Consider the following 23,918-nt stretch of genomic DNA (forward strand, 5'->3'; position numbering starts at 1 on the left):
TGGGGATGCATAAGCATGAATGTGTGTGTAACGATGTTCGCGTCTACTTTGTGGTTCCCAACGGACGGCCACACCCAGTAACCTCCTGGTGGGGGTGGGGTGGTTGTTATGTTGATATTGTTACGGTGGTTATAGCGTCAGGGAAACGCCCGGTCACATTCCGAACCCGGAAGCTAAGACTGACTGCGCCGATGGTACTGCACTCGGGAGGGTGTGGGAGAGTAGGTCACCGCCGGACATCTTTTAGTGGGGGTTGGTTCACAATTGTGTGAACCAACCCCCTTTTTTTATGCCCAAAACCAGGGGCATATACAGCCCCAGGAATCTGCCACGCGCTCCCCGATAGGATTGTGGCGGGCCATCTAGATACCTTAAGAAAGTAGGCAGTGCATGGGTGCAATGACCAGCATGCTGCTCGTCGTTGCGCTGTGCGCTATCTGCGTCCACCCTGTGGTGGCACGGCTCGGACCACGATCGTTCCTGCTCCTTGCCACCCTCATGGGCGGAATGTTCAGCTGGGTTTTGGTGCTGAGTATCCCGGTCTTCGGGGGAGACGTACTCACCGAGTATCACGAGTGGATCCCTCAGCTGTCTATGAGCCTCGGGTTCAGGCTAGATCCTGTCGCGGCCGTGTTCGCGCTCCTCGTCACAGGGGCGGGCGCGCTCGTGTTGCTCTACTGTGCGTATTACTTCGAAGCAGGCGAAGCAGGGCTCGCACGGTTCGCCGCCGTGTTCATGGGCTTCACTGTTTCGATGCTGGGGCTCGTGCTCGCGGACGATGTCTATCTGCTCTTCATCTTTTGGGAGGCCACAACGGTCTTCTCCTTTCTGCTCATCGGCCACGTCACGAGGCTTCGAACGGCTAACGCGGCCGCGTTGCAGGCACTCATCGTAACGACGTTTGGCGGCCTGGCAATGCTCGTGGGGCTCGTGCTACTGGTAGCAGAGACGGGAACGAGCTCGCTCGCGGGCATCGTCGAGGCATCGCCCACCGGTGTGACGGCGACGGTAGCGGTATATCTCGTGCTCACGGGAGCGCTTTCTAAGTCAGCGATTTTCCCGTTCCACTTCTGGCTGCCCGGTGCTATGTCAGCCCCCACACCAGTGAGCGCGTATTTGCACGCCGCAGCCATGGTGAAGGCAGGCGTGTACCTGATTGCTCGGCTGGCCCCCGGGTTTGCCGACGTGCCAGGCTTCAGGGTGACCCTGGTGTGCCTCGGGGCCATCACCATGATCAGCGGCGGGCTCCGTGCACTGCGCCAGTACGATATCAAGCTGCTGGTTGCGCACGGCACGGTCAGTCAGCTGGGCTTGCTCGTGATGGTGATCGGCATTGGCACCCCGGCCACGACCTTCGCCGGCATCACGCTGCTGCTCGCCCACGCCGCGGCAAAAGCGCCCCTGTTCTTGTCGGTCGGGGTGATCGACCACGCAACCGGCACTCGTGACCTGCGCGAGTTGAGCGGGCTAGCACGTTCGATGCCCGTGCTCGCGATCATTTCGGGGGTTGCCACAGCATCCATGGCCGGGTTCCCACCGTTTGTCGGGTTCGTCGCCAAAGAAGCGGCTTTCACTGAGATGCTCGACGAAGGCCAGGGCAGCAATCTCGCCGTCCTCGCATTCTGGGTCGCGCTCGTCGGTAGCATTCTTACTGTGGCCTACATGGGGCGCTTCTACTGGGGAGCGTTTTGGTCGAAGCCGGGTGTGGCGCCCTCACGCATCGTGCACGCGCAGCACCCGGGCATCTACGTCGCCCCCGCAATTTTTGCGAGCCTCGCGCTGCTGCTTGGGGTCGGCGCACCCTGGTTGGGTGAGGTGTTGAGCATCGGTTGGCCGAGTGACGCGGTGAGTCTTGAGCTCTGGCACGGGTGGACACCGGCTCTCGCGGCCTCAGGCGCTGCGATCGCCCTCGGCCTCGTCATCGCGGTGCTGCTGGCAAAACGCGGCCGCCCGCTACCCGCGCCGCCCGAACGCTTTACCGCAGCGCACATCTACTGGGTGCTCACCCAGTGGATCGATACGTTGGCCGTTCGCACCACTGCCGTCACACAGCGAGGCTCCCTACCGTTCTACCTCTCCGTGATTCTCATTGTCGCGGCGGGAAGCCTGGGCGGCACCATTCTTTGGGGCCAGGCATGGCCCAACGAGTATGTACTCATGAGCTCACCGGCAGAGCTGCCCATCGCGATCCTCATGATTGTCGCGGCCTGTTTCGCGCTGCGCGCCCGCACACGCTTCCAAGCTGTTGTGCTCGTGGGCGTCACTGGTTATGGCATGGCCGCGCTCTTCGCAACCCACGGTGCACCCGACCTTGCCCTGACGCAGGCGCTTGTCGAGACCGTCACGCTCATTGCGTTCGTGCTCGTGATCCGGCGCCTGCCGCAGCGACTCAACACGCGAGTGAAGCGGCCCGTGCGCTGGGCCCGCGCCGTGATCGGCATCGCGACCGGCCTCACGCTCGGCGCCGCCGCGATCGTCGCACTCGGTGCGCGCGTCGCTGACCCGATCTCCCTAGAGCTACCGGGCCTTGCCTACGCGGGCGGTCACGGCAGCAACGTGGTCAACGTGATGCTCGTCGATATTCGCGGTTGGGACACGATGGGCGAACTCTCTGTTGTGCTCGCCGCGGCCACAGGGGTGGCCTCGCTCGTGTTTCTCAGCACACGCGCTGATCTACGCCCCAAGCTGTCTCGCAAACAGGCGCGCACCGTCGCCCGCGACAATCTGCGCCGCGTCGCTGATCCTAACGATCCAGCCAGGCGTACGCCGTGGGTGCTTGCGGGCCGAACGCTCGACCCGGCGAACCGTTCGATCCTGCTCGAAGTTGTCGTGCGGCTCATCTTTCACGGCCTCATCATCCTGTCGATCTATCTGCTGCTCACGGGCCACAACTCGCCCGGCGGCGGGTTCGCGGGCGGGCTTGTGGCCGGCCTCGCGCTCGTCGCTCGCTACCTCGCCGGGGGGCGTCACGAACTGAGCGCCACCGTGCCGCTCGACGCTGGCCGCATTTTGGGGGCGGGGCTCGCTATCGCGGTGACAATGGCACTGCTTCCGATGTTCTTTGGCCAGTCGGCGCTCGCCTCTGCCTGGATCGACGTGGACCTCGGCTGGTTCGGCACACTGCCGCTCGTCACATCGACGCTGTTCGATATCGGCGTGTACCTCGTGGTTTTTGGTCTGGTGCTCGATGTGCTGCGCAGCCTCGGCTCAGAGATTGATGAACACGAAGAGCTCGACAAACAGGCGGCCCAGCAAGAGGAGGCGAAGACCCCGTGACCACACCACTCATACTCGTTCTCGTGATGGTGGTGCTGATCTCGTGCGGCATCTACCTCATGCTCGACCGCACCCTCACGCGCATCCTGCTCGGATTCTTGCTGGTGGGTAACGGCGCGAACCTGCTCATTTTTCTGATGTCCGGATCATTTGGCCGAGCACCGATCGTCGGGGGCGGAGAAGAAGGCATGAGCGATCCACTGCCGCAGGCCTTCATTTTGACGGCGATCGTGATCACGTTTGGTGTGAGCGCATTCTTGCTCGCGCTGATTTACCGTTCTTGGCGGCTTGCACAAGACCGCAGCGATACCGTGCGCGATGACGACTCCGATCTCGAGCTGGGCTCGACCGACGCTCTCGCGAGCGACGAGGTGACCGATGAGGACGTGGCCGAGACGCCCGAAACCTCTGACGACACAGAGACCGACGAAGATGCCGAGTTAGGCATCGACGTGGCGAGCCAGCAGACCGGAGGAAACCACGCATGACCGTGCTTGTGCCTTTGATCGTGCTCGTGCCGCTGGCGGCGGCGGCCATCACGCTCGCGCTGCCGGGGCGCAGGCGCACCCAGCAGGGCATCACGCTCGCCGCGCTGATCGCAGCCGTGGGCATCTCGGGCACCCTCATGTGGGTGGTCGATGCCCAGGGCGCACTCGTCATGGAGGTGGGAGGTTGGGCAGCGCCCTTCGGGATCGCGCTCGTCGTCGACCGAGTGGCGGCGCTCATGCTCACGGTGTCGGCCGTGGTACTGCTCGGGGTGTTTCTGTTCTCGATCGGGCAGGGCCTCGCCGACGGCGACGATGAGACGCCCGTTTCGATCTACTATCCGACGTACCTCGTGCTGGGCGCCGGGGTCTTCAACGCGTTCGTCGCGGGTGACCTCTTCAACCTCTACGTCGGCTTCGAGATCCTTCTGGTGGCGAGCTATGTGCTGATCACCCTCGGGGGCACGGCGCAGCGCATTCGTGCTGGCGTCACCTACGTTGTCGTGTCGCTCGTGTCTTCCGTGCTGTTTCTTGCCACGATTGCCCTGATTTATGGTGCTACGGGCACGGTCAACATGGCCCAGCTCACGCTGCGCATCGCTGAGCTGCCGGGCGAAGTGCAGTTGCTTCTCAACCTTGCCCTGCTCATTGCGTTTGGCATTAAGGCAGCAGTGTTTCCGCTGTCCTTCTGGCTGCCCGACTCGTACCCCACGGCTCCTGCGCCCGTGACCGCGGTGTTCGCTGGGCTGCTCACGAAAGTGGGCGTGTACGCGATTATTCGCAGCCAAACCCAGCTTTTTCCGCACTCCAGCGTTGACCCCTTACTCATGGTGATCGCAGGGCTCACGCTCTTGATCGGCATTCTCGGTGCCGTGTCGCAGCTCGACGTGAAACGACTGCTCTCGTTCACATTGATCAGCCATATCGGGTACATGATCTTTGGTATCAGCATGGCAAACGCCGCCGGATTCGCCGCCACCATCTATTACATCGCGCACCACATTATTGTGCAGACGACGCTGTTCTTGGCAGTGGGACTCATTGAGCGTGAAGGTGGCACGACCTCGCTCGCCGAACTGGGCGGTCTGATGCGTCGCTCGCCGATTATCGCGGTGCTGTTCTTTATTCCAATGCTCAACCTGGGCGGGATCCCGCCGTTTTCTGGCTTCATCGGCAAGATGGGGCTCTTCACTGCCGCGGCAGACCTTGCGACTCCGGGGGCATACTGGCTGATTGGCATCGGGGCGCTCGTATCTTTGTTGACGCTGTATGCGCTCGCACGCGCCTGGGTGCTTGCATTCTGGCGACCGCGCCGCACTTCGGTGGTGCGCGCGGCGGCTCCCTCTACAGAGGCGATGGTGTTACGCGCCCGAGAAGACGCGATGATTGAGAAGTTGCAGGACGCCCCCGACGCTGGCCCGCTGCAGGACCGCAAAGACATTCCTAAGTTGATGCTCACCGCGACGACGGGCATGGTACTTGTCAGCCTTGCGCTGACGGTGTTTGCGGGCCCGCTGTACGCGTATGCGACGCGGGCGGGCGAGACGATGGCGAACCCGGGTAAGCTCGTCTCGATGGTGCTAGGTGATACGCCGGGGCAACTCGGCGGTGGCAGCGGTGACACCGCGCCAGAGGGGAGCAGCGAATGAGCGAGCTGCGTCGCCTCGAGCGCGCTGTGCGCGTGCACGAGCTACCGCTCATGGTGGGCCTCGTGGCGCTGTGGGCGCTCTTGTGGGGCGAGTTCTCGCCGCTGTCGATCGTGAGCGGCGTGATCGTCGCAATCGTCGTGATGCGTCTATTCTATTTGCCGCCGGTCGAACTAGCGGGCAAGTTTAGTCCGTTACATGCGCTGCGCTACCTGGCCTACTTTCTCTGGCACGTGGCGAAGGCGTCATGGCAGGTGGCGTGGCTAGCGGTGCGCCCGGGCCCCACACCGCCCGTCGCCATCATCGGCGTGAAGCTGCGCACCAAGTCAGACTTTATTTTGACTGCGACGGGGCTCACGATTTCGCTGATTCCCGGCTCGTTCGTGGCAGACGTCGACCGGTTCGAATCGGTGCTCTACCTGCACGTGCTCAACACGCCCAGCCAGCACGAGATTACGGCGATGCGCCGTGAGGTGCTGCGCATTGAGCGGCTGCTCGTGCTCACATTTGGCACCGTCGGCGGGCAGACGGCCCCCGAAAGCCCGCCGGAAGGCACCCCCGAAGGCACCCCCGAAGTCGAACAGTCACGAGAGGAGCGGAGCGCATGAGCACGACGATGCTGGTCCTCGCGATCACCGCGGGGGTAGGGCTCAGCCTCACCGCCATGATGACGATCGTGCGCATTGTTGCGGGGCCGACGCTGCTCGACCGGATGATCGCTTCAGATGTGTTGCTCACAACACTGATGCTCGCGCTCGGGCTCGATATGGTGGTGCGCGGCCACACGGACTCGATTCCGCTCATGGTGTCGATTGCGGCCACCGCGACCCTCGCCACGATTGTCGTCGCACGCTACGTGCGCAGACAGCGGGTCACTCCGGTGGCGCCACCAGCGGGAGGCAGCAATGTTTAGTATCGCGCTTGCCGAACTCGTACCTGACGGCAGCCTCGCCGCCACCATTATGGACCTCACCGCGATGGTGTGCCTCGTGCTCGCGGCCGTACTGTCGGTCGCGGCCGGCATCGGTCTGCTGCGGTTTCCCGATGCACTCACCAGGCTGCACGCCGCCACCAAACCGCAGGTTTTTGGGCTGCTGCTCACGATCGCAGCTGTCGCGCTCGATCAACGCTCATTCGCAACGCTCGCCGCGCTCATTCCCGTCTTCGTCTTTCAGTCACTCACGGCCCCCATCGCGGCCCACATGGTGGGGCGCGCGGCATACCGTGCCGGTCAGGTTGACGAAGAGACCATGGTCATTGACGAACTGGGCCCCGCGATCGACCGCAGCGACTCGCTCTACCGCTGACTCGCGCTTCGGGCTCCGGATCAAGGGCGGGCTGACAGGGCTGTGCACCGCAACAGTTCAGCCCCCGGCCGCGTGAAAGCGTGACCGGGGGCTGAGCAGAGTAACCAGGCGATGGCGGTTACACGTCGACCAGGTACCGGCTGTAACCGGGTACGGTGAGGAAGGTCGGAAACTGGTCGCCCAGCGCCACATCCGTGAAGAGCGCCACCGCATCGTCGAAGCGGTCGCCGGTGAAACGATCGAACCCCGCGACGGCCTCGGTGATCAGTTCGGTCACCCAGCCCGCCGTGATCGCGGTGCCCTCGGCCGTGCACTGATCCTGGTGAATCCACTGCCAAATCTGAGACCGGCTGATCTCAGCGGTCGCCGCGTCCTCCATGAGATTGTCAATAGCGACGGCCCCGTGACCGCGCAACCATGCCTCGATGTAGCGAAGCCCGATCGTCACGTTCTCTCGCACCCCGGCCTCGGTGATGTCCCGGCCGATGCGCACATCGAGTAGTTGCGCAGCGGTGACGTGCACGTCGTTTCGCTGCCGATCAAGCTGGTGGGGGCGGTCGCCGAGCACGGCGTCGAATTCCGACTGCGCGATCCGGATCAAATCGGGGTGAGCGACCCAGGTGCCGTCGAAGCCGTCAGCGGCCTCGCGGCTCTTGTCCGCGCGCACCTTGGTCTCTGCCCGCGCCGTGACCTCGGGATCGCGACGGTTCGGGATGAAGGCGCTCATGCCGCCGATGGCGTGTGCACCGCGGCGGTGGCAGGTCTGCACGAGAAGCTCGGTGTAGGCGCGCATGAAGGGCACCGTCATTGTGACCTCGCTGCGGTCGGGCAAGACGAAGCGGGCGCCGCGGCCGCGATAGTTCTTAATGATCGAAAAGATGTAGTCCCAGCGGCCCGCGTTGAGACCCGCGATGTGATCGCGCAGAACGTAGAGAATCTCTTCCATCTCGAAGGCGGCAGGAAGGGTCTCGATGAGCACGGTGACCCGGATCGTGCCGTGCGCGAGGCCCAGATATTGTTCGGTGAAGGTGAAGATCTCGTCCCACAACTTCGCCTCTTCGCTCGATTCGAGCTTGGCAATGTAGAAGTAGGGGCCCCGGCCGCGGGCGACGAGCTCCCGGGCGTTATGGAAGGCGTATAGGCCGAAGTCGACGAGGCTGGCAGAGGCGGCGCCTGCGCGGCCCTGTGCGTCAACGTAACGCAGATGCTTTTCGACGAGGTGCCACCCGCGGGGGCGCATCACGATGGTCGGCGTGCGTTCGGCGGTGACAGCGTAGTGCTTGCCCTCGGGGCTTGTGTACTCGAGCTGCTCACGAATCGCGTCGAAGAGGGTGAGCTGTCCGCCGATCATGTTCGCCCAAGTGGGGCTTGTGGCGTCCTCTTGGTCTGCGAGCCACACACGGGCTCCAGAGTTCAGGGCGTTAATTGTCATCTTCGGGTCAGTGGGCCCGGTAATTTCAACGCGACGGTCTTCCAAGCCGGGCCCCGCCCCTGCGACCCGCCAGTTCGCGTCTTCGCGAATATGGCGCGTGTCTTCGCGAAACTTGGGGTCGCGGCCGTTGCCGATCTCGTAGCGGCGGCGCTGCCGGTCTGCGAGCCGCTCGTGGCGGACGTTTGCGAATCGCGTGTGCAGTTTAGTGACGAAGGCGAGAGCCTCCGCGCTCAGTATTTCGTCGCTGCGGTCGAACGGCCTGCCGAGAATCTCGATGCGGGGTGTGTGCGCGGGTGCGGCGGTCTGCGTGAAATACGGGGCCGCCTGTGTGATGGTCATGATGTGTCCTTTGTCGTCGTCGTGCCTGGTAATTCCATCTTGGGGTGAGTGCAATAGCAGGGAAGACCTTTTGAGGTGAGAAATTCGCCGGTATTTCTGCTTGCTGAAAATACGCGCGGGTGGCACGATGAACGCATGACATCGCTGCTAGGAGTTCAAGAGCCGGGCGTATCTGACCCGGGGGACGCACTCACGCTGGGCCGTCGCGTGCGTGAACGACGCACGCGACTCGGTATGACGCTCGAGCAGCTGGCCGCTGCCGTCGAGCGTGCACCCTCACAACTGTCGGCGATCGAGAACGGTAAACGTGAGCCGCGACTGCCCCTACTGCGCGCTATCGCTCAGGCCCTTGACTCGACCGTCGATGAGTTGCTGCTCGAAGAAGCCCCGAGCGAGCGGGCTGCGCTTGAGATTGCGGTGGAGCGAGCGCAACGCGGTGCGGTCTTTACCGCACTCGGTCTTGCGCCGATCCGGGTGTCAAAGGCCACAAGTGACGAGACGCTGCGCGCACTTCACGGCCTGCACCAGGAGGTCGAGCGGTTGCACCGTGAGCGGGCGGCTACGCCCGAGGAAGCGCGTCGGGCCAATACCGAACTGCGCCGTGAAATGCGCGTGGCAGGTAACTACTATGCTGACCTCGAACATGCCGCGCAGGGCCTGCTTGAATCAGTGGGCTACTCGAGCGGGCCAGTGTCGCAGCAGGTTGTCTCGAACATCGCAGCCAAGCTCGGCTTCAGTCTGCACTACGTCTCTGACGTGCCGCACTCGACCAGGTCGGTGATTGACCGACGAAACGGACGCATCTATCTCGCCGCGAATGTGCCGTCACGAGATGCACGCGCTCCCGTGCTTCGGGCGCTTGCTGGCGTGGTGTGCGGGCATGAGGAACCTCGTAACTACGGGGACTTCTTGCGGCAGCGTGTTGAAGCGAACTATCTCGCAGGCGCTGTGCTCCTACCCGAGGCGGCCGCGGGGGAGCACCTGCGCACCGCAAAGCGTGAGCGGCACCTTTCGATGGAAGACCTGCGCGACGCGTTTGGTGTGTCATACGAGATGGCAGCCCACCGCTTCACGAACCTGGCGACCGAGAAACTCGACCTGCGCGTGCACTTTATGAAGGCGCACGAATCTGGCACGCTCATTAAGGCCTACGAGAATGACGGCGTCAGGTTTCCCTCGGACGCACTCGGCAACTTTGAGGGTGCTTACGTCTGCCGCAACTGGACCGCGCGCACCGTCTTCGGGCAGCCCGACAGGTTTAATCCCTGGTACCAGTACACAGACATGGCGGCCGGCGGCACATACTGGTGCACCTCTCGCGTCGAGAAGGCTAAAGAGGGCCTGTACTCGGTGAGCGTGGGCGTCAGATTTGAAGACGTCAAATGGTTTCGTGGGCGTGAAACCGGCAACCGCACCGCATCGAACTGCCCCGATGACAGGTGCTGTAGGCGCGCGTCTGAAGAGCTCACCCGCAAGTGGGAGCAGGCGGCGTGGCCTGAAGCCTCGACGCCGACGAGCCTCCTGGCAGCACTGCCGACCGGCACTTTCCCAGGGGTAGACACCAACGAAGTGTATGAGTTCCTTGAGCGCCACGAACCGTAAGTGGTAAAGCCGCCACGCGCGGCCGTACACTTCAAAGCCCGATATTGGGCAGCGAGGTGCGTAAGCAACCCAGGCTGCGATAGCGTAGGGAGTACAACAGGGCGCAAGCCCAACACGTCACGAGTTTGGAAGGTGGGTGGGTTATGAACGCTGAATTTCATCCCCGGCGATCCGACGGCACCGAGGCGCGCGCAACTCAGCAGTTTCGCGATGACCTGGGGGCAATGATTCGAGCCCACGCGACCGATCTTTCCGTTGACGAGCGCGAAGCTGTAGGCGCACTGCCCTCGGGGGCGGCGTTGCTCGTTGTACGTCGCGGCCCCGACCAGGGGGCACGCTTCTTACTTGACCGCGATGTGACGGTGGCGGGGCGGCACCCGGCCGTCGACATCTTTCTCGACGATGTAACAGTGTCGCGCAGGCACGCAGAGTTTCACCGCAGTGGCACGGCGTTTAGCGTCGTCGACCTCGGCTCGCTCAACGGCACGTTCTGCGACGGGGCGCGCATCGATGGCGAGCTTGCGCTCACCGATGGCGCAGAGGTGCAGGTGGGCAAATACCGTTTCACCTTCTTTGCGTCGCGCTTCGACCTGGGTGAGAGCGCCTAGGGTGGGTTCCCCCAGGGTCGCGCGGTCATCGCAGGAGCTGCTGAGCATCGGTCAGGTGCTCGCGCTGCTTCGCGACGACTTCTCTGACCTCTCGCCCTCGAAGCTGCGGTTTCTCGAGGAGCAGGGATTGGTGCGACCCGAGCGTACGCGGGCTGGCTACCGCAAATTTGGTCAGGTGCACATTGAGCGCCTGCGCATGATCCTTTCGCTGCAGCGCGATCACTACCTACCGCTCAAAGTCATCGCAGAAGTGCTTGAAGAGATTGATGCGGGCCGCGATCCGGTGATTCCCGGGGCGGCCCGTACCGTGTCGAGTATTTTGACACCGCAGCGGGTGCTCAGCGGCGAAGAGCTGTGCCGAGCTACGGGCGCATCAAGGCGGTTCTTGGGCGAGGCAATCGCGGCGGGCTTACTCCCAGCAGCCGAGGTGTTTCCGCGTGAAGCTGTGACACAGCTGACTTCGCTCATCCACCTGGCAGAGAACGGCATCACGCCGCAGCATTTGCGCGCCCTGCGGGTGGCGGCTGAACGTGAGGCAGAGCTCATATCGCACGCTGTTGCCGCGCGTGGCGTCAAGAGCGCCACTCCGCGCGGTGTCGAAGACTCACTGGAGCTCGCAGAGCACCTTGATACCGTGCGTTCCGGCGTGTTGCGACGCCGATTTGGCTCCGCGTAAACGACCGCTTGCCGCGGCATCTCAACGAAGCTCGGAGGGGTCGCGCCGACACGCTCAAAATGGTGTGTGTCGGTCGTTGATCTCGGGCCCAAGGGTCGGTAGCGTTGTGTGAGTTCGGGGCCGCTCGGTTGCCGATTCGATGAGAGGAACGTGATGGAGAACTCTGAGCCGCGCGATACGCACGCGCAGCAGGGCTCGAGCGCGCCTGAGCTTCTCTTTGACGACGGTCTGCCGCGCCCCAAGGCGAGTGGCTACAAAGGCAACACCGCGGCGCGTGCTGCGGGCATCAGCTACCGACAACTCGATTATTGGGCGCGCACTGGGCTCGTCGAGCCGACCGTGCGCGGAGCCAAAGGATCGGGTTCACAAAGGCTCTATGGGTTCCGCGACATCCTCGTACTGAAACTCGTGAAGCGCCTGCTCGACACGGGCATTTCGCTGCAGCAGATTCGCACGGCCATCGCGCAACTACACGAGGCCGGCGTGCACGATCTATCGCAGACGACCCTCATGAGTGACGGGGCGAGTGTCTACCTGTGTACCTCGAGCGATGAGGTGATCGACCTCGTAAGCCGTGGCCAGGGCGTATTTGGTATCGCGGTCGGTAAAGTGCTGCGAGAGGTCGAATCATCGCTTATCGACATGGACGAGCACCGGGAGCCGGGCGAGCAACTCGACGAACTCGCACACCGTCGCACGAGCAAACAAAAGTCTTCGTAGCATTACTGGCCATGCGTGGCCACCGAGGCGATGCCTGCTGTCTTAGATATCTGTTCTTGCGTAACCGCTGCAACACTAAAGCGCCGCGTCCCCTCTCTGGGGACGCGGCGCTCTAGTGTTGTTTCGCGCGGCGGTGCGCGTTACTTCTCAGCGTTCATGTTTGCAGAGCGCAGTACTCGATCCAGGATCGTGTCGAAGTTGGCGGCCATCTCTTGTGAGGCCTCACCCGGCCACATGTGCACGGGCTTCGCAGCGCCGGTAGCCTGCTGCAGCGCAGAACGCTCGGGGAGCTGAGGGCTCAACACGAGCGGTCCAAACATTTCACGCAGCTCGCGAATGCGGAACTGGTGCTCGGGGGACTGCGGCTGCGTGCGGTTGATCAAAATCCCGAGTGGCTGCAGGCGCGGGCTCACGCCCCGCCTAATCTCCTCGATTGATCGAAGGGCGCGGTCGGTTGCCGCGACGGCGAACAGGCTGGGCTCTGCGACCACGAGTACGCGGTCGCTCGCGGCCCACGCGGTGCGCGTGAGGGCGTTGAGGGACGGTGCGCAGTCGATGAGCACGAGGTCGTACTCGCTCTCGAGAATCGCGAGCGCCTCCTCAAGCTTCCAGATGTCTCGCGTTGAAGGATGGGGGCCGTCGAAGTTAATCGACGTGGGGCTGCCGACCATGAGGTCGATGACGCCGCCCTCGTGGTAGTCGTTCCAGCCGCTGTGCGCGATCGCCGCACGCACGGTCTTCTCCTTGGGGCCTTCGAGGACGTCAGCGACGTTGGCAAAGCCCTCGGGGTTGACGGCCAGGCCGGTTGAAACGTCAGACTGCGGGTCGAAGTCAACGACGAGGGTCCGCAGTCCGCGAGAGAACGCGGCCGAGGCGAGGCCAAGCGTCACAGTGGTCTTGCCGACGCCGCCCTTTAGGGAACTCACACTCAAAACATGCACGTGACGATTCTAGTCGATCCGGTTCGCGCAGGTGCCGCAGAATCTGCGGCGTGGCCCAGGATTTGTCGTGCGGCACCCCCAAGGAGAGCGTAGATGCCGACGAAACTGGGGGAAGCATGTATCTTGATATCGAACAAGTTCTAGGGCCTGGGCAGCCACTAAACGCGTTATTAACAGAGGGGTTTTACCGTATGTTCAAGAAGGTGCTTGTTGCGAACCGAGGCGAAATCGCGATCCGTGCGTTCCGTGCGGCGCACGAACTCGGCGCGCTCACCGTGGCGGTGTTTCCGTACGAAGATCGAAATTCGCTGCATCGACTCAAAGCCGACGAGGCGTACCTCATTGGTGAGGTGGGGCACCCTGTGCGGGCGTACCTCAACGTGTCTGAGATTATTCGCGTAGCGAAAGAGTCGGGCGCCGACGCGATCTACCCCGGCTACGGTTTTCTCTCTGAGAACCCCGAGCTTGCGGCCGCGGCAGACGAGGCTGGCATCAGGTTCATTGGGCCCGGTCGCCTCGCCCTCGAAATGGCGGGCAACAAGGTGGCCGCGAAGGAGCACGCGATCGCTGCGGGCGTGCCGGTGCTGGCCTCGACCCCACCATCGCAAGACCTCGACGCCCTCATCGCAGGCGCCCGCGAGATCGGGTTTCCGGTCTTTGCGAAGGCGGTTGCCGGCGGCGGCGGCCGAGGCATGCGACGTGTAGAACGCGAAGAAGACCTGCGTGAAGCGCTTGTCAGCGCAATGCACGAGGCCGACAATGCGTTCGGTGATGCGACGATGTTCATTGAGCAGGCCGTGTTGCGCCCGCGCCACATCGAGGTGCAGGTGCTGGCAGACAAGACCGGCGCGACCGTGCACCTGTTTGAGCGCGACTGCTCGGTGCAGCGCCGCCACCAGAAGGTTGTTGAGATCGCCCCGGCGCCCAACCTTGACCAGGCCACGCGCGACGCCCTCACCCGCGACGCCGTCGCGTTCGCCAAGTCGATCGGTTACGAGAACGCGGGCACTGTCGAGTTCTTGCTCGATACCGAGGGGGAGCGCCGCGGCGAGCACGTGTTCATCGAGATGAACCCTCGCATTCAGGTCGAACACACGGTGACTGAAGAGGTCACTGACGTTGATCTCGTACGCGCGCAGATGCTCATCGCATCGGGCTCGACGCTCGAAGAGCTCGAGCTCACACAGGATCGCATCAAGCTGCGCGGCGCGGCGCTGCAGTGCCGCATCACGACCGAAGATCCTGCTAACGGGTTTCGTCCAGATCTGGGCCGGATCACGGCCTACCGTTCACCGGGCGGCGGTGGCGTGCGACTCGACGGCGGCACGATCGACGTGGGCGCGCAGATCAGCCCGCACTTCGACTCGATGCTCGCGAAGCTCACCTGCCGCGGCCGCACGTTCCGTGACGCTGTCGCCCGTGAACAGCGCGCGCTCGCCGAGTTTCGTATTCGCGGCGTCTCCACCAATATTCCGTTCCTGCAGGCCGTGCTCGCAGACCCCGACTTTCAAGCGGGTGACGTGTCGACCGCGTTTATCGAGGAGCGCCCCGAGCTGCTCGCGATGAACAAGCCGAAAGACCGTGCAACGAGGCTCCTGCAGCACGTTGCCAACGTCACGGTGAACCAGCCCAACGGCGCGCGCCCCGGGCACATCGATCCGGCGTCGAAGCTGCCGAGCATTGACCCGAGCGAGCCCCTGCCCGCGGGGGCTCGTCAGAAGCTGATCGAGCTGGGACCAGACGCGTACGCGAAGGCGCTGCGCGAACAGAAGGCGCTCGCTGTCACCGAAACAACGTTCCGTGACGCGCATCAGTCGCTGCTCGCCACACGTGTGCGCACCCGCGACCTCGCTCGCATCGCGCCGTATGTTGCGCGCATGACCCCCGAGCTGTGGTCGGTTGAGGCCTGGGGTGGCGCGACCTACGACGTGGCGCTGCGGTTTCTCGGCGAAGACCCGTGGGAGCGACTCGCTACGCTGCGCGAGGCGATGCCGAACATTCCGATTCAGATGCTGCTGCGCGGACAGAACACCGTGGGATACACGCCGTACCCGGCGAGCGTCGCCCGCGGTTTCGTTGCCGAGGCAGCACAAACCGGTGTCGACGTGTTTCGCATCTTCGACGCGCTCAATGACGTAAACCAGATGCGCGTCGCGATTGACGCGGTGCGCGAAACGGGCACGGCGGTCGCCGAGGTGGCGATGGCGTACACGGGTAACCTCGCGAGCCCCGGCGAGACGAAGTACACGCTCGACTACTACCTGCGGCTTGCCGACGAGATTGTCGAAGCTGGTGCGCACGTGCTCGCGATTAAAGACATGGCGGGGCTGCTGCGTCCGCAGGCTGCCGCGACCCTCGTCGCCGCGCTGCGCGAGCGTTTTGACCTGCCCGTGCACCTGCACACGCACGACACACCGGGTGGCCAGCTCGCGACGCTGCTTGCAGCGTCACAGGCCGGCGTCGACGCGGTCGATGTTGCCTCAGCGCCCATGTCGGGCACCACGAGCCAGCCATCGATGTCGGCGCTCGTGGCTGCGCTCGCCGACACCGACCGCGACACCGGCATCTCACAAGACTCCGTGTACGCGCTCGAGCCCTACTGGGACGCGGTGCGCGCGCTGTACAAGCCGTTCGAATCGGGGCTGCCTTCGCCCACCGGCCGCGTGTACACTCACGAGATTCCTGGCGGGCAGCTGTCGAACCTGCGCCAGCAGGCGATCGCCCTGGGACTGTCTGAGAACTTTGAGAAGATCGAAGACATGTATGCGGCGGCCGACCGCATTCTGGGACGTATCCCCAAGGTGACGCCGTCGTCGAAGGTGGTGGGCGACCTCGCGCTGCACCTTGCGGCGGTCGATGCCGACCCGGCCGACTTCGAAGCGAACCCGGGCAGCTACGACGTACCCGACTCGGTGGTCGGTTTTCTTGCTGGCGAGTTGGGCGAGATTCCGGGCGGCTGGCCCGAGCCGTTTAGGTCGAAGGTGCTCGCGGGCAAGAACGTGAAGCCCGAGGTTGCGGCTCTGAGCCCCGAGGATGAAGCCCTCCTGGCGACGCCGGGCGAAACTCGGCAGGCCGCGCTCAACAGGCTGCTGTTTCCGGTCCCCACTAAGCAGTACGAAGAGTCGCGCGAGAAGTTTGGCAACCTCTCGGTGCTCGATACCTCGGACTACCTGTACGGGCTCGAAGCAGGAGTCGAGCGGGTCTTTGACCTGTCGCGCGGTGTCAGCCTCTACGTGGGGCTCGAAGCGATCGGTGCCGCCGACGATAAGGGCGTGCGCACGGTGATGGTGCGGCTCAACGGCCAGCTACGCCAGGTGTTTGTGAAAGACGACTCGGTCGCCGTGCAGACGCCAGTGGCTGAGAAAGCTGATCGCACCCTTCCCGGCCACACGGCCGCGCCATTCTCGGGCACTGTCACTGTCAACGTCGCGGCGGGCGACGAGGTCGAAGCCGGGCAGCCGATCGCCACGATCGAAGCGATGAAGATGGAGGCGCCCATCACCGCGCAGGTGTCGGGTAAGGTCGAGCGCCTCGTGTTCACGGGCACCCGCGCGGTCGAATCGGGTGACCTCATCGCCGTGATCGGTTAGGCGCTAAGCTCGTAAGCTATGGCAATTCGAGAAATTCGACTGTTCGGTGATCCGGTGCTGCGCACAGTGTGCGAGCCAATTGAGACCATCGATGACGGAGTGCGAGCCCTCGTGGCTGACCTGTGCGACACCGTCGCATTTGACGGTCGTGCGGGGCTCGCCGCCACCCAGATTGGGTACCGGGAGCGGGCGTTTAGCCTGCACATTGACGGCCGGGTGAGCTACGTGCTCAACCCCGAGATCGTCGCGCTCGACGGTGACCCGGTCGCCACGGGGGAGGGATGCCTCTCGGTGCCCGACCTGTGGTTTGAGGTGATGCGCTACCCGCGGGCGACCGTGCGCGGCATCGATCTTGACGGCCGCGAGGTTGTGATCTCGGGGTCGGGTCTACTCGCGCAAGCCCTGCAACACGAGTGCGATCATCTCGACGGCAAACTGTACATTTCGCGCCTCGACCGCGAAACTCGAGGCGAGGCGATGCGGCAGATTCGCACCTCGAGCTGGTTCTAGCTTGGGGTAGGCGCACGGCAACGCTTGACCGCAACAACGCTGCACCACGAAGGCGCCCGGGGGATAACCCCCGGGCGCCTTCGTGGGCTCACAGGATTCACAGCCCCGGCTGCGGCGAAGAGAATTGAAGTATGAACGATACCCCTGCACGGCCGCCCTTTATTCTCGACCTGTGGCGACGTTTGCCGCGCGAGATGGGCTACCTCCTCGCCGGCCTACCTATCGCGGTCGTAGGACTCGCAGTCTTCACGACCCTAGTGTCGCTGGGCTTGTCGCTCGTCGTGTTCACGATCGGACTGTTTGTGCTCGTGGGCGGGCTGCTCGCTGCGCGCGGGTTCGGTCGATTTGAACGGGTACGCCTCGCTTGGGCCGGGAGGCCTGCGATTGCCGAGCCGGTGTGGCCTGTGGCAGACCCCCAGCGGGGGCTCATGTGGCGCGCGCTCACCCCGCTGCGTGACGGCGCATCTTGGCGGTATCTGATGCACGCATGGCTCGTGCAACCCATCATTGGGATCGTGAGCTGGAGTGTTACGGTGACCTGGCTTGCGCTCGGACTGGGTGGGGCGAGCTACTGGTTTTGGGTGCGCTTCATTCCCATGACCGGCGAGAACATTGTGCTTCACCGTGTCGTGGTCGATTTCATCGCGCCGGGAAATCAGTGGGTCACTGACCCGGCGCTGGGCGAGAACGTGTTCTTCGCGATTGTCGGCGTGATTGCTCTCTTGGTGCTGCCGCTCATCACGCGCGGTCTCACCCTCGTACACTGGGGCGCCGCGGTCGCGCTGCTTAGCCCCGGTCGGGCAGCGCTGCTGCGAGAGGAAGTGGCGACGCTCGCAGCAGAGCGCGGGGCGGCGGTGCAGGCCGAGGATCGCTCGCTGCGTAGGCTCGAGCGCGACATTCACGATGGCCCGCAGCAGCGGCTGGTGCGGCTCCAGATGGATCTCGCGGCAGCAGAGCGCAGACTCGCACGTGACCCGCAAGCGGCGGGTGAGATGCTCGCCGAAGCGCGCACCCAAGCACACGATGCGCTCGAGGAGCTGCGGGCGCTGTCTCGCGGCTTCGCCCCGCCCATCTTGCAGGATCGTGGCCTGGCGGCGGGCCTGAGGTCGTTGGCCGAGCGCAGCCCGATTCCCGTGACGCTCACAGTCGCGTTCGACGAAAGCACAGAGTTTGCACCCGAAATTGAACGCAGCGTCTACTTCGTCGCGGCAGAACTGCTCACGAACGCGGCCAAACACTCGGGCGCACAGTCGGTGTCAGTGAGCGCCGCTGCGCCAGGGGGTGCCGAGCTGGTGCTGCGCGTGCAAGATACGGGTGTCGGCGGGGCGGCGCTTCGTGACGGGCACGGTCTCGCTGGCATTGCAGAGCGCCTGCACGGCCTGCAGGGGTACTTCGAATTTGACAGCCCGGTGGGCGGCCCCACGACCGTCACCGCGCGCGTGCCACTCGCTGCGCGATAACGTAGACGGGTGCGCTCTGACTTTCCACCACCGCTTCGGCTCGTGATTGCAGAAGATTCGCTGCTGCTGCGCGAGGGTCTCGTGCGCTTGTTTCGCGAAGCCGGGTGCGAGGTTGTGGGTGTCTACGGCGACGCGGTTTCGTTGCTCGACGAGCTGGAGGCCACGCGGCCCGAGCTCGTGGTGTTTGACGTGCGCATGCCGCCCACATTTCGCGATGAGGGTGTGCAGGCGGCGCTCACGCTGCGAGAGCGTGCCCCGCACATCGGGATTCTGCTGCTCAGCCAGTACGTTGAAGGCAGCTACACGCGCGAGCTCGTCGCAGCGAGCCCGGGTGATGGTGTGACGGGCGGCCTGGGTTATCTCCTCAAGGACCGCGTAGCGTCGCTCGATGAGCTTGAAGATGCGGTCGCTCGAGTGCGTGCGGGAGGAACCGTGCTCGATCCCCAGGTAGTGCGCGAGATGCTCACGCAACGGGCGCACCCGCTTGCGAGCCTGACCCCGCGCGAACGCGAGGTGCTGGGGCTCATGGCCGAGGGGCGCACGAACGCTGGCATCGCCGAACGGCTGTTCGTGGGCACCGGCGCGGTCGAAAAGCACGTCACATCGGTGTTTCAGAAGCTCGGGCTACAGGGCTCGGGCGCCGAGCATCGGCGCGTGCTCGCTGTTCTCGCGTACCTGCAGAACACGCCCTAGCTTGATGCTTGAGCGGGCTGACTAGCTGACCACGACGCTCGGCTCGAGATAGCCATGAAACTGCGCCCAGCGCGCGGCTGGCCCCGCGAGCTCTTCGCTCCGGATCGCGCAGCCCGGCATGGGCTCCGCGACAATGCGGCCCGCGGCGGCAGCGGCCTTCGGGGCCGTGTCGCGGCGCCAGGTGCCCTCGACGACCCCGCCCCTGGTTACCGTGGCGCGAAACACTCCGTTGCGGCCGGGCACGATCCGGTCAAAGTGTGCGGGGTCGAGCTGTGGGGCGCGGTCGGTATACCCAAGGAGGTGCTCGTCGAATGCGGGAAGCAGCAGGCTGCTGGTGCTGGTGCTGGTGCTGGTGCTGGTGCTGGTGCTGGTGCTGGAGCCTGCGCCCGAACCCGTGCCCACTGCGTCGCCCAGCAGTTTCGCGCCGCACCAGAACGACGCGGGGGAATCCACGACTTCGACCTGCTGCAGGGCCCCAGCCCCCACTGCGAGCGCTAACCCGCGTTTGCTGTCGCCCATCGTGAGGCCCGCCCACCAGGCCAAGTCTTTCGCTGTAATCGGGCCACGGGCGGTCGCGTACCGGGCCGCGAGCTCGCCGAACGCTTCGTCGCCGCTCAGCTGCCGGGGTGCGGTGATCCAGTCGTCTGCGAGCACGATGAGTGGCTCGTTCGAGAGCTCTTCGCATGTGACGCCCGCACGCGACACAGGCCCCAACACGGCGAGACCGGTTTGGCACAGCCACCACACGAGGTGGTACCGCCAGTTGCTCTGCCACTCGATCCCGGCCGCCGTCCAATACGCCGATAGCTCGTCGCGGGTGAGCCTTGCGCCACCCGCGAGTGCGGCGAGCGACACTTCAACGACGCGCTCGAGCGTGGCATCGTCGAGCCCGAGAAAGGCGCGCCGCTTCGCTGCTCCGCGCAACACCCGCTCCGAGGTGAGCGCTTGTACCCATCCGATGTCTTCTGCCGCGATCACGTGCACGGTGCTGCGCATCGGCCACGACCTGACGAGCAACCCCTCATCGAACGCGGTATGCACGTCAGCAACACTCGTACCGGGTGCCCGCACACCGAGCGCCCAGCGCGAAGAGGGCCAATCCTGTCCCTGTAGTGCGAGCATGTGCCGCGTGACCGCGGCGATGTGCTGCGACCCGCTGGGCTGACCGGGATCCGGATGCACGGGTTGCGAAAGCAGCTGCGCACGCATGCGCAGCTGCAGGAGCTCGGACGACGTGAGTGCGGCGGTCATGCCGCAAGTGTATGCGCCGACTCGAGCAATGCGCACATTTCTCGGCAGGCGTGATCGGGCGCGGCTGTGACAACTGGCGCTAGCGCCGGGGCCTACTTAATCTATGAGGCGGTACTTACCGTCAGATTCGAAGACGCTGCCGTCTTCGCGTGTGATCTTCACGCTCGTACCGAGGTCCTCGCCCGCGAGGAAACGCTCTTCGTAGGTGTGCGCCTTGTCCAGGAGTTCCTGGAGCTGCGCCGAGCTACCACCAAACCGCGATGCAGACTTGAGGTCGGTGAGCGCGAATAGGAACGCGCCCGTGTATGCGGGGTCGACCTGTTCGCCGCCTGGGACGAGGTCGTAGATCGTACCGTCGCGCTGTGCCGCGAGATACGAGTCAGCGAGCGACTGGATTTGGGCCGCAATATCGCGCGAAGACTCCGAGTTCGGCTCTTGGCCCGACCGCGATCCCGAGTCTGCGTGCGGCTTGAAACTCCCGTTCGGCGGTGCGGGGTGAAGCTTTGGCGGTTCGACAGTCTCGGGTGAGGGGACGGGTTTAGGGCCCGCGGTGAGCACGCCCTGCGCCTGCGACGTCAACCAGACGAGCGATCCCGCGAACGCAAGCAACAGCACGAGTGAGAGCACACCGCCAGCTACCGCGACGGGAATAACCCACCGCGGTAGCTGGCGCTCAGACGATTGCACGTGACCTATCGCTGGCGGTGCAGGTTGGTTGCCTCGGTCTGCGGGTTATCGCCGTAGAGCTCAGCAATTTCGGTCGAAAAGTCGCGCAGAATGTTGTCTCGGCGAATGCTCATCTTGGGAGTCAGGTGACCGTTCGCCTCGGTGAACTCGAGCGGCAAGATCACGAACTTGCGAATCGACTCTGCACGGGAAACGTAACGGTTGCCGGCATCGATTGCCGCCTGCACCTCGGCGAGCACCTTCGGGTGCTTTGCCGCCTCGGCAAGCGTCATCTGCGGGTCCTCGCCCGCGTTGTTGAGCCACACCGGCAGCATCTCTGCGTCGAGGGTCACGAGCGCTGAAATAAACGGCTTCTGGTCGCCGACGACCACGACCTGGCCGATCACCGTGTTCGACCGGATCGGGTCCTCGAGTGCTGCGGGGGCGACGTTCTTGCCGCCGGCTGTGACGATGATTTCTTTCTTACGTCCGGTGATCGACAGGTAGCCGTCGTCGTCGAGCGTGCCAAGATCTCCCGTCGCAAAGAACCCGTCTTCAGTGAACGACTCTTTCGTAGCGGTCGGGTTGTTCCAGTACTCCTTGAACACGTCGATGCCCTTGACCTGAATCTCACCGTCCTCGGCAATGCGCACGGTGTGGCCGGGTAGGGCGGGGCCGACGGTGCCGATCTTGAACTTGTCGGGCAGGTTTACCGTGACTGGCGCGGTCGTCTCGGTCAGGCCGTAGCCCTCGAGAATCTTGACTCCGAGGCTGCGGTAGAAGTGTCCGAGGTAGTGGCTGAGGGGCGCCGAACCCGACACCGCATACTTCACGCGGCCGCCGAGCTTTTCGCGCAGTTTCGAATACACGAGCTTGTCGAACAACTTGAACTGCAGCCCCAGCATGAAGGGCACCTTGCCAGCATCGAGCGCCTCAGAGTGCGCGACTGCGACCTTCGCGGCCTTGCGGAAGATCTTGCCCTTACCCTCGGCCTCCGTGTTCTGCTCGGCTGAGTTGTACACCTTCTCGAACACGCGCGGAACAGCAAGCAAGAACGAGGGTTTGAATGACCCAAGCGCGGGCAGCAGCTTCGAGGTGTCACCCTGGTGGCCCACACGCACCCCGGCGTGCACCGCGAGCACCGAAATGAACCGCGCAAACACGTGCGCCAGCGTCACAAACAGCAGCGTCGATGAGCCTGGCTGCTGCACCACCTCGTCGAGCGCACCCGCAGCATTGCGTGAGAGATCGACGAAGTTTGAATGGGTGAGTACGCAGCCCTTGGGGCGGCCCGTCGAACCAGAAGTGTAGATAATGGTCGCCATATCACTGCCGACGGCGAGCGACCGGCGTCGCTCGATCTCTTCGTCGGTGACCTCGGCGCCGGTCGCACGCAACTCGTCCAGTGCGCCGGTATCGAGTCGCCACGACTTTTGCATTGCCGCGACATCGCCGCGGATCTCCTCGAAACGCTGCGCGTGCTCAGCCGTCTCGGTAATCATCGCGCTGGCGCCCGAGTCTTCAAGGATCCAGTGGATCTGCAGGGGCGATGACGTCTCATATACGGGCACCATGATCGCGCCCGCATAAAACAGCGCAAAGTCAACAAGCGTCCATTCGAACCGTGTGGTGCACATGAAAGCGACTCGATCGCCGGGCTCGACGCCCGCCGCGGCAAACCCCTTTGCGAGCGCGATGACGTCGCGGTGAAAGTCACGCGCAGAAAGATCCCGCCAGCCTTCGCCCTGGGGGACGGCAAAGAGCGGGCGATCGGGCGTCTTTGCCACGCGCTGCTCGAGCAGGTCGGTGATGTTATCTTCTGGGATGGCGGGGACAAGGACGGGGGTTTCCGACTGTTTCACGGCAGCTCCTTTGATACCTTCTACAGGTCTTAGGCGGGCGGCGACAGATGCCGCGCATGTGATTCCAGAGTATACGCGCCGCCGCCTATACCGCTGAAGCAACGCGGCTCGGCTATTCTTAGGAGTCGACGAGAGGAAGCTCACCCCGTGCTCTACTGGATTTTCAAGCACCTGATTATTGGGCCACTCTTGAAGACGGTCTATCGCCCCTGGGTCGAGGGCAGCGAGAATATCCCCGCTACGGGTCCCGTGATTCTGGTGGGCAATCACCTCTCGGTGATCGACTCGTTCTTCATGCCTGTGATGGTCGACCGCCGCGTCTATTTCCTGGCAAAAAGTGACTACTTTACGGGTAAAGGCCTCAAAGGTTGGCTCGTGAAGAACTTTATGCTCGGAGTGGGGCAGCTTCCCATCGACCGCTCGGGGGGCAAAGCGTCTGAAGCCTCGCTCACGACCGGCCTATCGGTGCTGGACCGCGGCGATGTGCTCGGAATCTACCCCGAGGGCACGCGCAGTCCCGACGCGCAGCTGTATCGGGGCCGCACAGGCGTTGCGCGCCTCGTGCTCGAATCGGGCGCCACGGTCGTGCCGGTCGTGATGATCGACACTGAGAAAGCAATGCCTATCGGGGTCAAGATCCCTCGCATACGCCGGATCGGCACGGTGATTGGTAAGCCGCTCGATTTCAGCAGATTCAGCGGAATGAGCGCCGACCGGTTCGTGCTGCGCAGCGTGACCGACGAGATCATGATCGAGATTCAAAAACTCAGCGGCCAGAAGTACGCCGATGTGTACGCGTCCAGCGTACGCGCGCGGGCCCAACAGACATAACCCAAGTAGTAGGCTGGACGAGG

General features: G+C 64.0%; 20 protein-coding genes and 1 rRNA gene. 16 read left to right on the forward strand and 5 right to left on the reverse strand.

What is annotated here, in order from left to right:
* Positions 1 to 121 precede the first annotated feature (121 nt).
* From rrf to mnhG, 7 genes are all read left to right on the forward strand, one after another.
* Positions 122 to 238, forward strand: a 5S ribosomal RNA gene (gene rrf, locus ACXR2W_RS00005).
* A 152-nt stretch (positions 239 to 390) separates the two neighbouring features.
* Positions 391 to 3,276, forward strand: a complete 2,886-nt coding sequence (locus ACXR2W_RS00010) for a Na+/H+ antiporter subunit A (RefSeq protein ID WP_458815407.1) — start codon at positions 391 to 393, stop codon at positions 3,274 to 3,276.
* A complete protein-coding gene (locus ACXR2W_RS00015) occupies positions 3,273 to 3,764 on the forward strand; it encodes a Na(+)/H(+) antiporter subunit C (protein ID WP_458815409.1) in 492 nt (163 codons plus the stop codon). Before ACXR2W_RS00010 ends, ACXR2W_RS00015 begins: the two co-directional genes overlap by 4 nt.
* On the forward strand, positions 3,761 to 5,410 hold the full coding sequence (locus ACXR2W_RS00020) for a Na+/H+ antiporter subunit D (RefSeq protein ID WP_458815411.1): 1,650 nt from the start codon (positions 3,761 to 3,763) through the stop codon (positions 5,408 to 5,410). The genes ACXR2W_RS00015 and ACXR2W_RS00020 overlap by 4 nt, the downstream gene beginning before the upstream one ends.
* Entirely contained in the window at positions 5,407 to 6,015 is a 609-nt protein-coding gene (locus tag ACXR2W_RS00025) for a Na+/H+ antiporter subunit E (protein ID WP_458815413.1), read from the forward strand. The genes ACXR2W_RS00020 and ACXR2W_RS00025 overlap by 4 nt, the downstream gene beginning before the upstream one ends.
* The gene (locus tag ACXR2W_RS00030) at positions 6,012 to 6,320 is read left to right on the forward strand and encodes an MrpF/PhaF family protein (RefSeq protein WP_458815415.1); all 309 of its coding nucleotides are present in this window, start codon (positions 6,012 to 6,014) and stop codon (positions 6,318 to 6,320) included. The genes ACXR2W_RS00025 and ACXR2W_RS00030 overlap by 4 nt, the downstream gene beginning before the upstream one ends.
* A complete protein-coding gene (mnhG, locus tag ACXR2W_RS00035; RefSeq protein ID WP_458815417.1) occupies positions 6,313 to 6,714 on the forward strand; it encodes a monovalent cation/H(+) antiporter subunit G in 402 nt (133 codons plus the stop codon). The genes ACXR2W_RS00030 and mnhG overlap by 8 nt, the downstream gene beginning before the upstream one ends.
* 118 nt (positions 6,715 to 6,832) lie before the next feature.
* Here mnhG and aceB read toward each other — a convergent pair whose 3' ends face one another.
* Positions 6,833 to 8,485: a malate synthase A gene (aceB, locus tag ACXR2W_RS00040; RefSeq protein WP_458815419.1), complete on the reverse strand. Its 1,653-nt coding sequence runs from the start codon at positions 8,483 to 8,485 to the stop codon at positions 6,833 to 6,835.
* A gap of 135 nt (positions 8,486 to 8,620) precedes the next feature.
* Between aceB and ACXR2W_RS00045 the strand changes: the two genes are divergently transcribed.
* From ACXR2W_RS00045 to ACXR2W_RS00060, 4 genes are all read left to right on the forward strand, one after another.
* Positions 8,621 to 10,087: a helix-turn-helix domain-containing protein gene (locus tag ACXR2W_RS00045; RefSeq protein ID WP_458815421.1), complete on the forward strand. Its 1,467-nt coding sequence runs from the start codon at positions 8,621 to 8,623 to the stop codon at positions 10,085 to 10,087.
* Positions 10,088 to 10,230: 143 nt separating this feature from the next.
* A complete protein-coding gene (locus ACXR2W_RS00050) occupies positions 10,231 to 10,695 on the forward strand; it encodes an FHA domain-containing protein (RefSeq protein WP_458815423.1) in 465 nt (154 codons plus the stop codon).
* A 1-nt stretch (position 10,696) separates the two neighbouring features.
* Positions 10,697 to 11,371, forward strand: a complete 675-nt coding sequence (gene ftsR, locus ACXR2W_RS00055; RefSeq protein WP_458815425.1) for a transcriptional regulator FtsR — start codon at positions 10,697 to 10,699, stop codon at positions 11,369 to 11,371.
* A 153-nt stretch (positions 11,372 to 11,524) separates the two neighbouring features.
* On the forward strand, positions 11,525 to 12,091 hold the full coding sequence (locus ACXR2W_RS00060) for a MerR family transcriptional regulator (protein WP_458815427.1): 567 nt from the start codon (positions 11,525 to 11,527) through the stop codon (positions 12,089 to 12,091).
* Between the two features lie 140 nt (positions 12,092 to 12,231).
* On the opposite strand, the gene ACXR2W_RS00065 is transcribed toward ACXR2W_RS00060, so the two are convergent.
* On the reverse strand, positions 12,232 to 13,032 hold the full coding sequence (locus ACXR2W_RS00065) for a ParA family protein (protein ID WP_458815429.1): 801 nt from the start codon (positions 13,030 to 13,032) through the stop codon (positions 12,232 to 12,234).
* A 191-nt stretch (positions 13,033 to 13,223) separates the two neighbouring features.
* Here ACXR2W_RS00065 and ACXR2W_RS00070 point away from each other — a divergent pair, with 191 nt between their 5' ends.
* From ACXR2W_RS00070 to ACXR2W_RS00085, 4 genes are all read left to right on the forward strand, one after another.
* Entirely contained in the window at positions 13,224 to 16,622 is a 3,399-nt protein-coding gene (locus ACXR2W_RS00070; RefSeq protein ID WP_458815431.1) for a pyruvate carboxylase, read from the forward strand.
* A gap of 18 nt (positions 16,623 to 16,640) precedes the next feature.
* A complete protein-coding gene (def, locus tag ACXR2W_RS00075) occupies positions 16,641 to 17,132 on the forward strand; it encodes a peptide deformylase (protein ID WP_458815433.1) in 492 nt (163 codons plus the stop codon).
* 131 nt (positions 17,133 to 17,263) lie between these two features.
* Positions 17,264 to 18,592: a sensor histidine kinase gene (locus ACXR2W_RS00080; protein WP_458815435.1), complete on the forward strand. Its 1,329-nt coding sequence runs from the start codon at positions 17,264 to 17,266 to the stop codon at positions 18,590 to 18,592.
* 42 nt (positions 18,593 to 18,634) lie between these two features.
* Entirely contained in the window at positions 18,635 to 19,285 is a 651-nt protein-coding gene (locus tag ACXR2W_RS00085; protein WP_458815437.1) for a LuxR C-terminal-related transcriptional regulator, read from the forward strand.
* 21 nt (positions 19,286 to 19,306) lie between these two features.
* On the opposite strand, the gene ACXR2W_RS00090 is transcribed toward ACXR2W_RS00085, so the two are convergent.
* From ACXR2W_RS00090 to ACXR2W_RS00100, 3 genes are all read right to left on the reverse strand, one after another.
* On the reverse strand, positions 19,307 to 20,536 hold the full coding sequence (locus tag ACXR2W_RS00090) for a winged helix DNA-binding domain-containing protein (protein WP_458815439.1): 1,230 nt from the start codon (positions 20,534 to 20,536) through the stop codon (positions 19,307 to 19,309).
* A 96-nt stretch (positions 20,537 to 20,632) separates the two neighbouring features.
* Positions 20,633 to 21,223 carry a hypothetical protein gene (locus ACXR2W_RS00095; protein ID WP_458815441.1) on the reverse strand — a complete coding sequence of 197 codons (591 nt, stop codon included), beginning with the start codon at positions 21,221 to 21,223 and terminating at the stop codon, positions 20,633 to 20,635.
* A gap of 5 nt (positions 21,224 to 21,228) precedes the next feature.
* Positions 21,229 to 23,064, reverse strand: a complete 1,836-nt coding sequence (locus ACXR2W_RS00100) for an AMP-dependent synthetase/ligase (protein WP_458815443.1) — start codon at positions 23,062 to 23,064, stop codon at positions 21,229 to 21,231.
* A 147-nt stretch (positions 23,065 to 23,211) separates the two neighbouring features.
* Here ACXR2W_RS00100 and ACXR2W_RS00105 point away from each other — a divergent pair, with 147 nt between their 5' ends.
* Positions 23,212 to 23,895: a lysophospholipid acyltransferase family protein gene (locus tag ACXR2W_RS00105; protein WP_458815445.1), complete on the forward strand. Its 684-nt coding sequence runs from the start codon at positions 23,212 to 23,214 to the stop codon at positions 23,893 to 23,895.
* The last annotated feature ends 23 nt before the right edge of the window (positions 23,896 to 23,918 follow it).

The sequence above is a fragment of the Leucobacter faecis genome (assembly GCF_054456695.2).

Coding starts and splice junctions, on each gene's coding strand:
- ACXR2W_RS00050 (WP_458815423.1), top strand. CDS start 10,231: ATGAACGCTGAATTTCATCCCCGGCGATCCGACGGCACCGAGGCGCGC.
- ACXR2W_RS00070 (WP_458815431.1), top strand. CDS start 13,224: ATGTTCAAGAAGGTGCTTGTTGCGAACCGAGGCGAAATCGCGATCCGT.
- ACXR2W_RS00020 (WP_458815411.1), top strand. CDS start 3,761: ATGACCGTGCTTGTGCCTTTGATCGTGCTCGTGCCGCTGGCGGCGGCG.
- def (WP_458815433.1), top strand. CDS start 16,641: ATGGCAATTCGAGAAATTCGACTGTTCGGTGATCCGGTGCTGCGCACA.
- mnhG (WP_458815417.1), top strand. CDS start 6,313: ATGTTTAGTATCGCGCTTGCCGAACTCGTACCTGACGGCAGCCTCGCC.
- ACXR2W_RS00030 (WP_458815415.1), top strand. CDS start 6,012: ATGAGCACGACGATGCTGGTCCTCGCGATCACCGCGGGGGTAGGGCTC.
- ACXR2W_RS00060 (WP_458815427.1), top strand. CDS start 11,525: ATGGAGAACTCTGAGCCGCGCGATACGCACGCGCAGCAGGGCTCGAGC.
- ACXR2W_RS00090 (WP_458815439.1), bottom strand. CDS start 20,536: ATGACCGCCGCACTCACGTCGTCCGAGCTCCTGCAGCTGCGCATGCGT.
- ACXR2W_RS00080 (WP_458815435.1), top strand. CDS start 17,264: ATGAACGATACCCCTGCACGGCCGCCCTTTATTCTCGACCTGTGGCGA.
- ACXR2W_RS00045 (WP_458815421.1), top strand. CDS start 8,621: ATGACATCGCTGCTAGGAGTTCAAGAGCCGGGCGTATCTGACCCGGGG.
- ACXR2W_RS00010 (WP_458815407.1), top strand. CDS start 391: ATGGGTGCAATGACCAGCATGCTGCTCGTCGTTGCGCTGTGCGCTATC.
- aceB (WP_458815419.1), bottom strand. CDS start 8,485: ATGACCATCACACAGGCGGCCCCGTATTTCACGCAGACCGCCGCACCC.
- ACXR2W_RS00025 (WP_458815413.1), top strand. CDS start 5,407: ATGAGCGAGCTGCGTCGCCTCGAGCGCGCTGTGCGCGTGCACGAGCTA.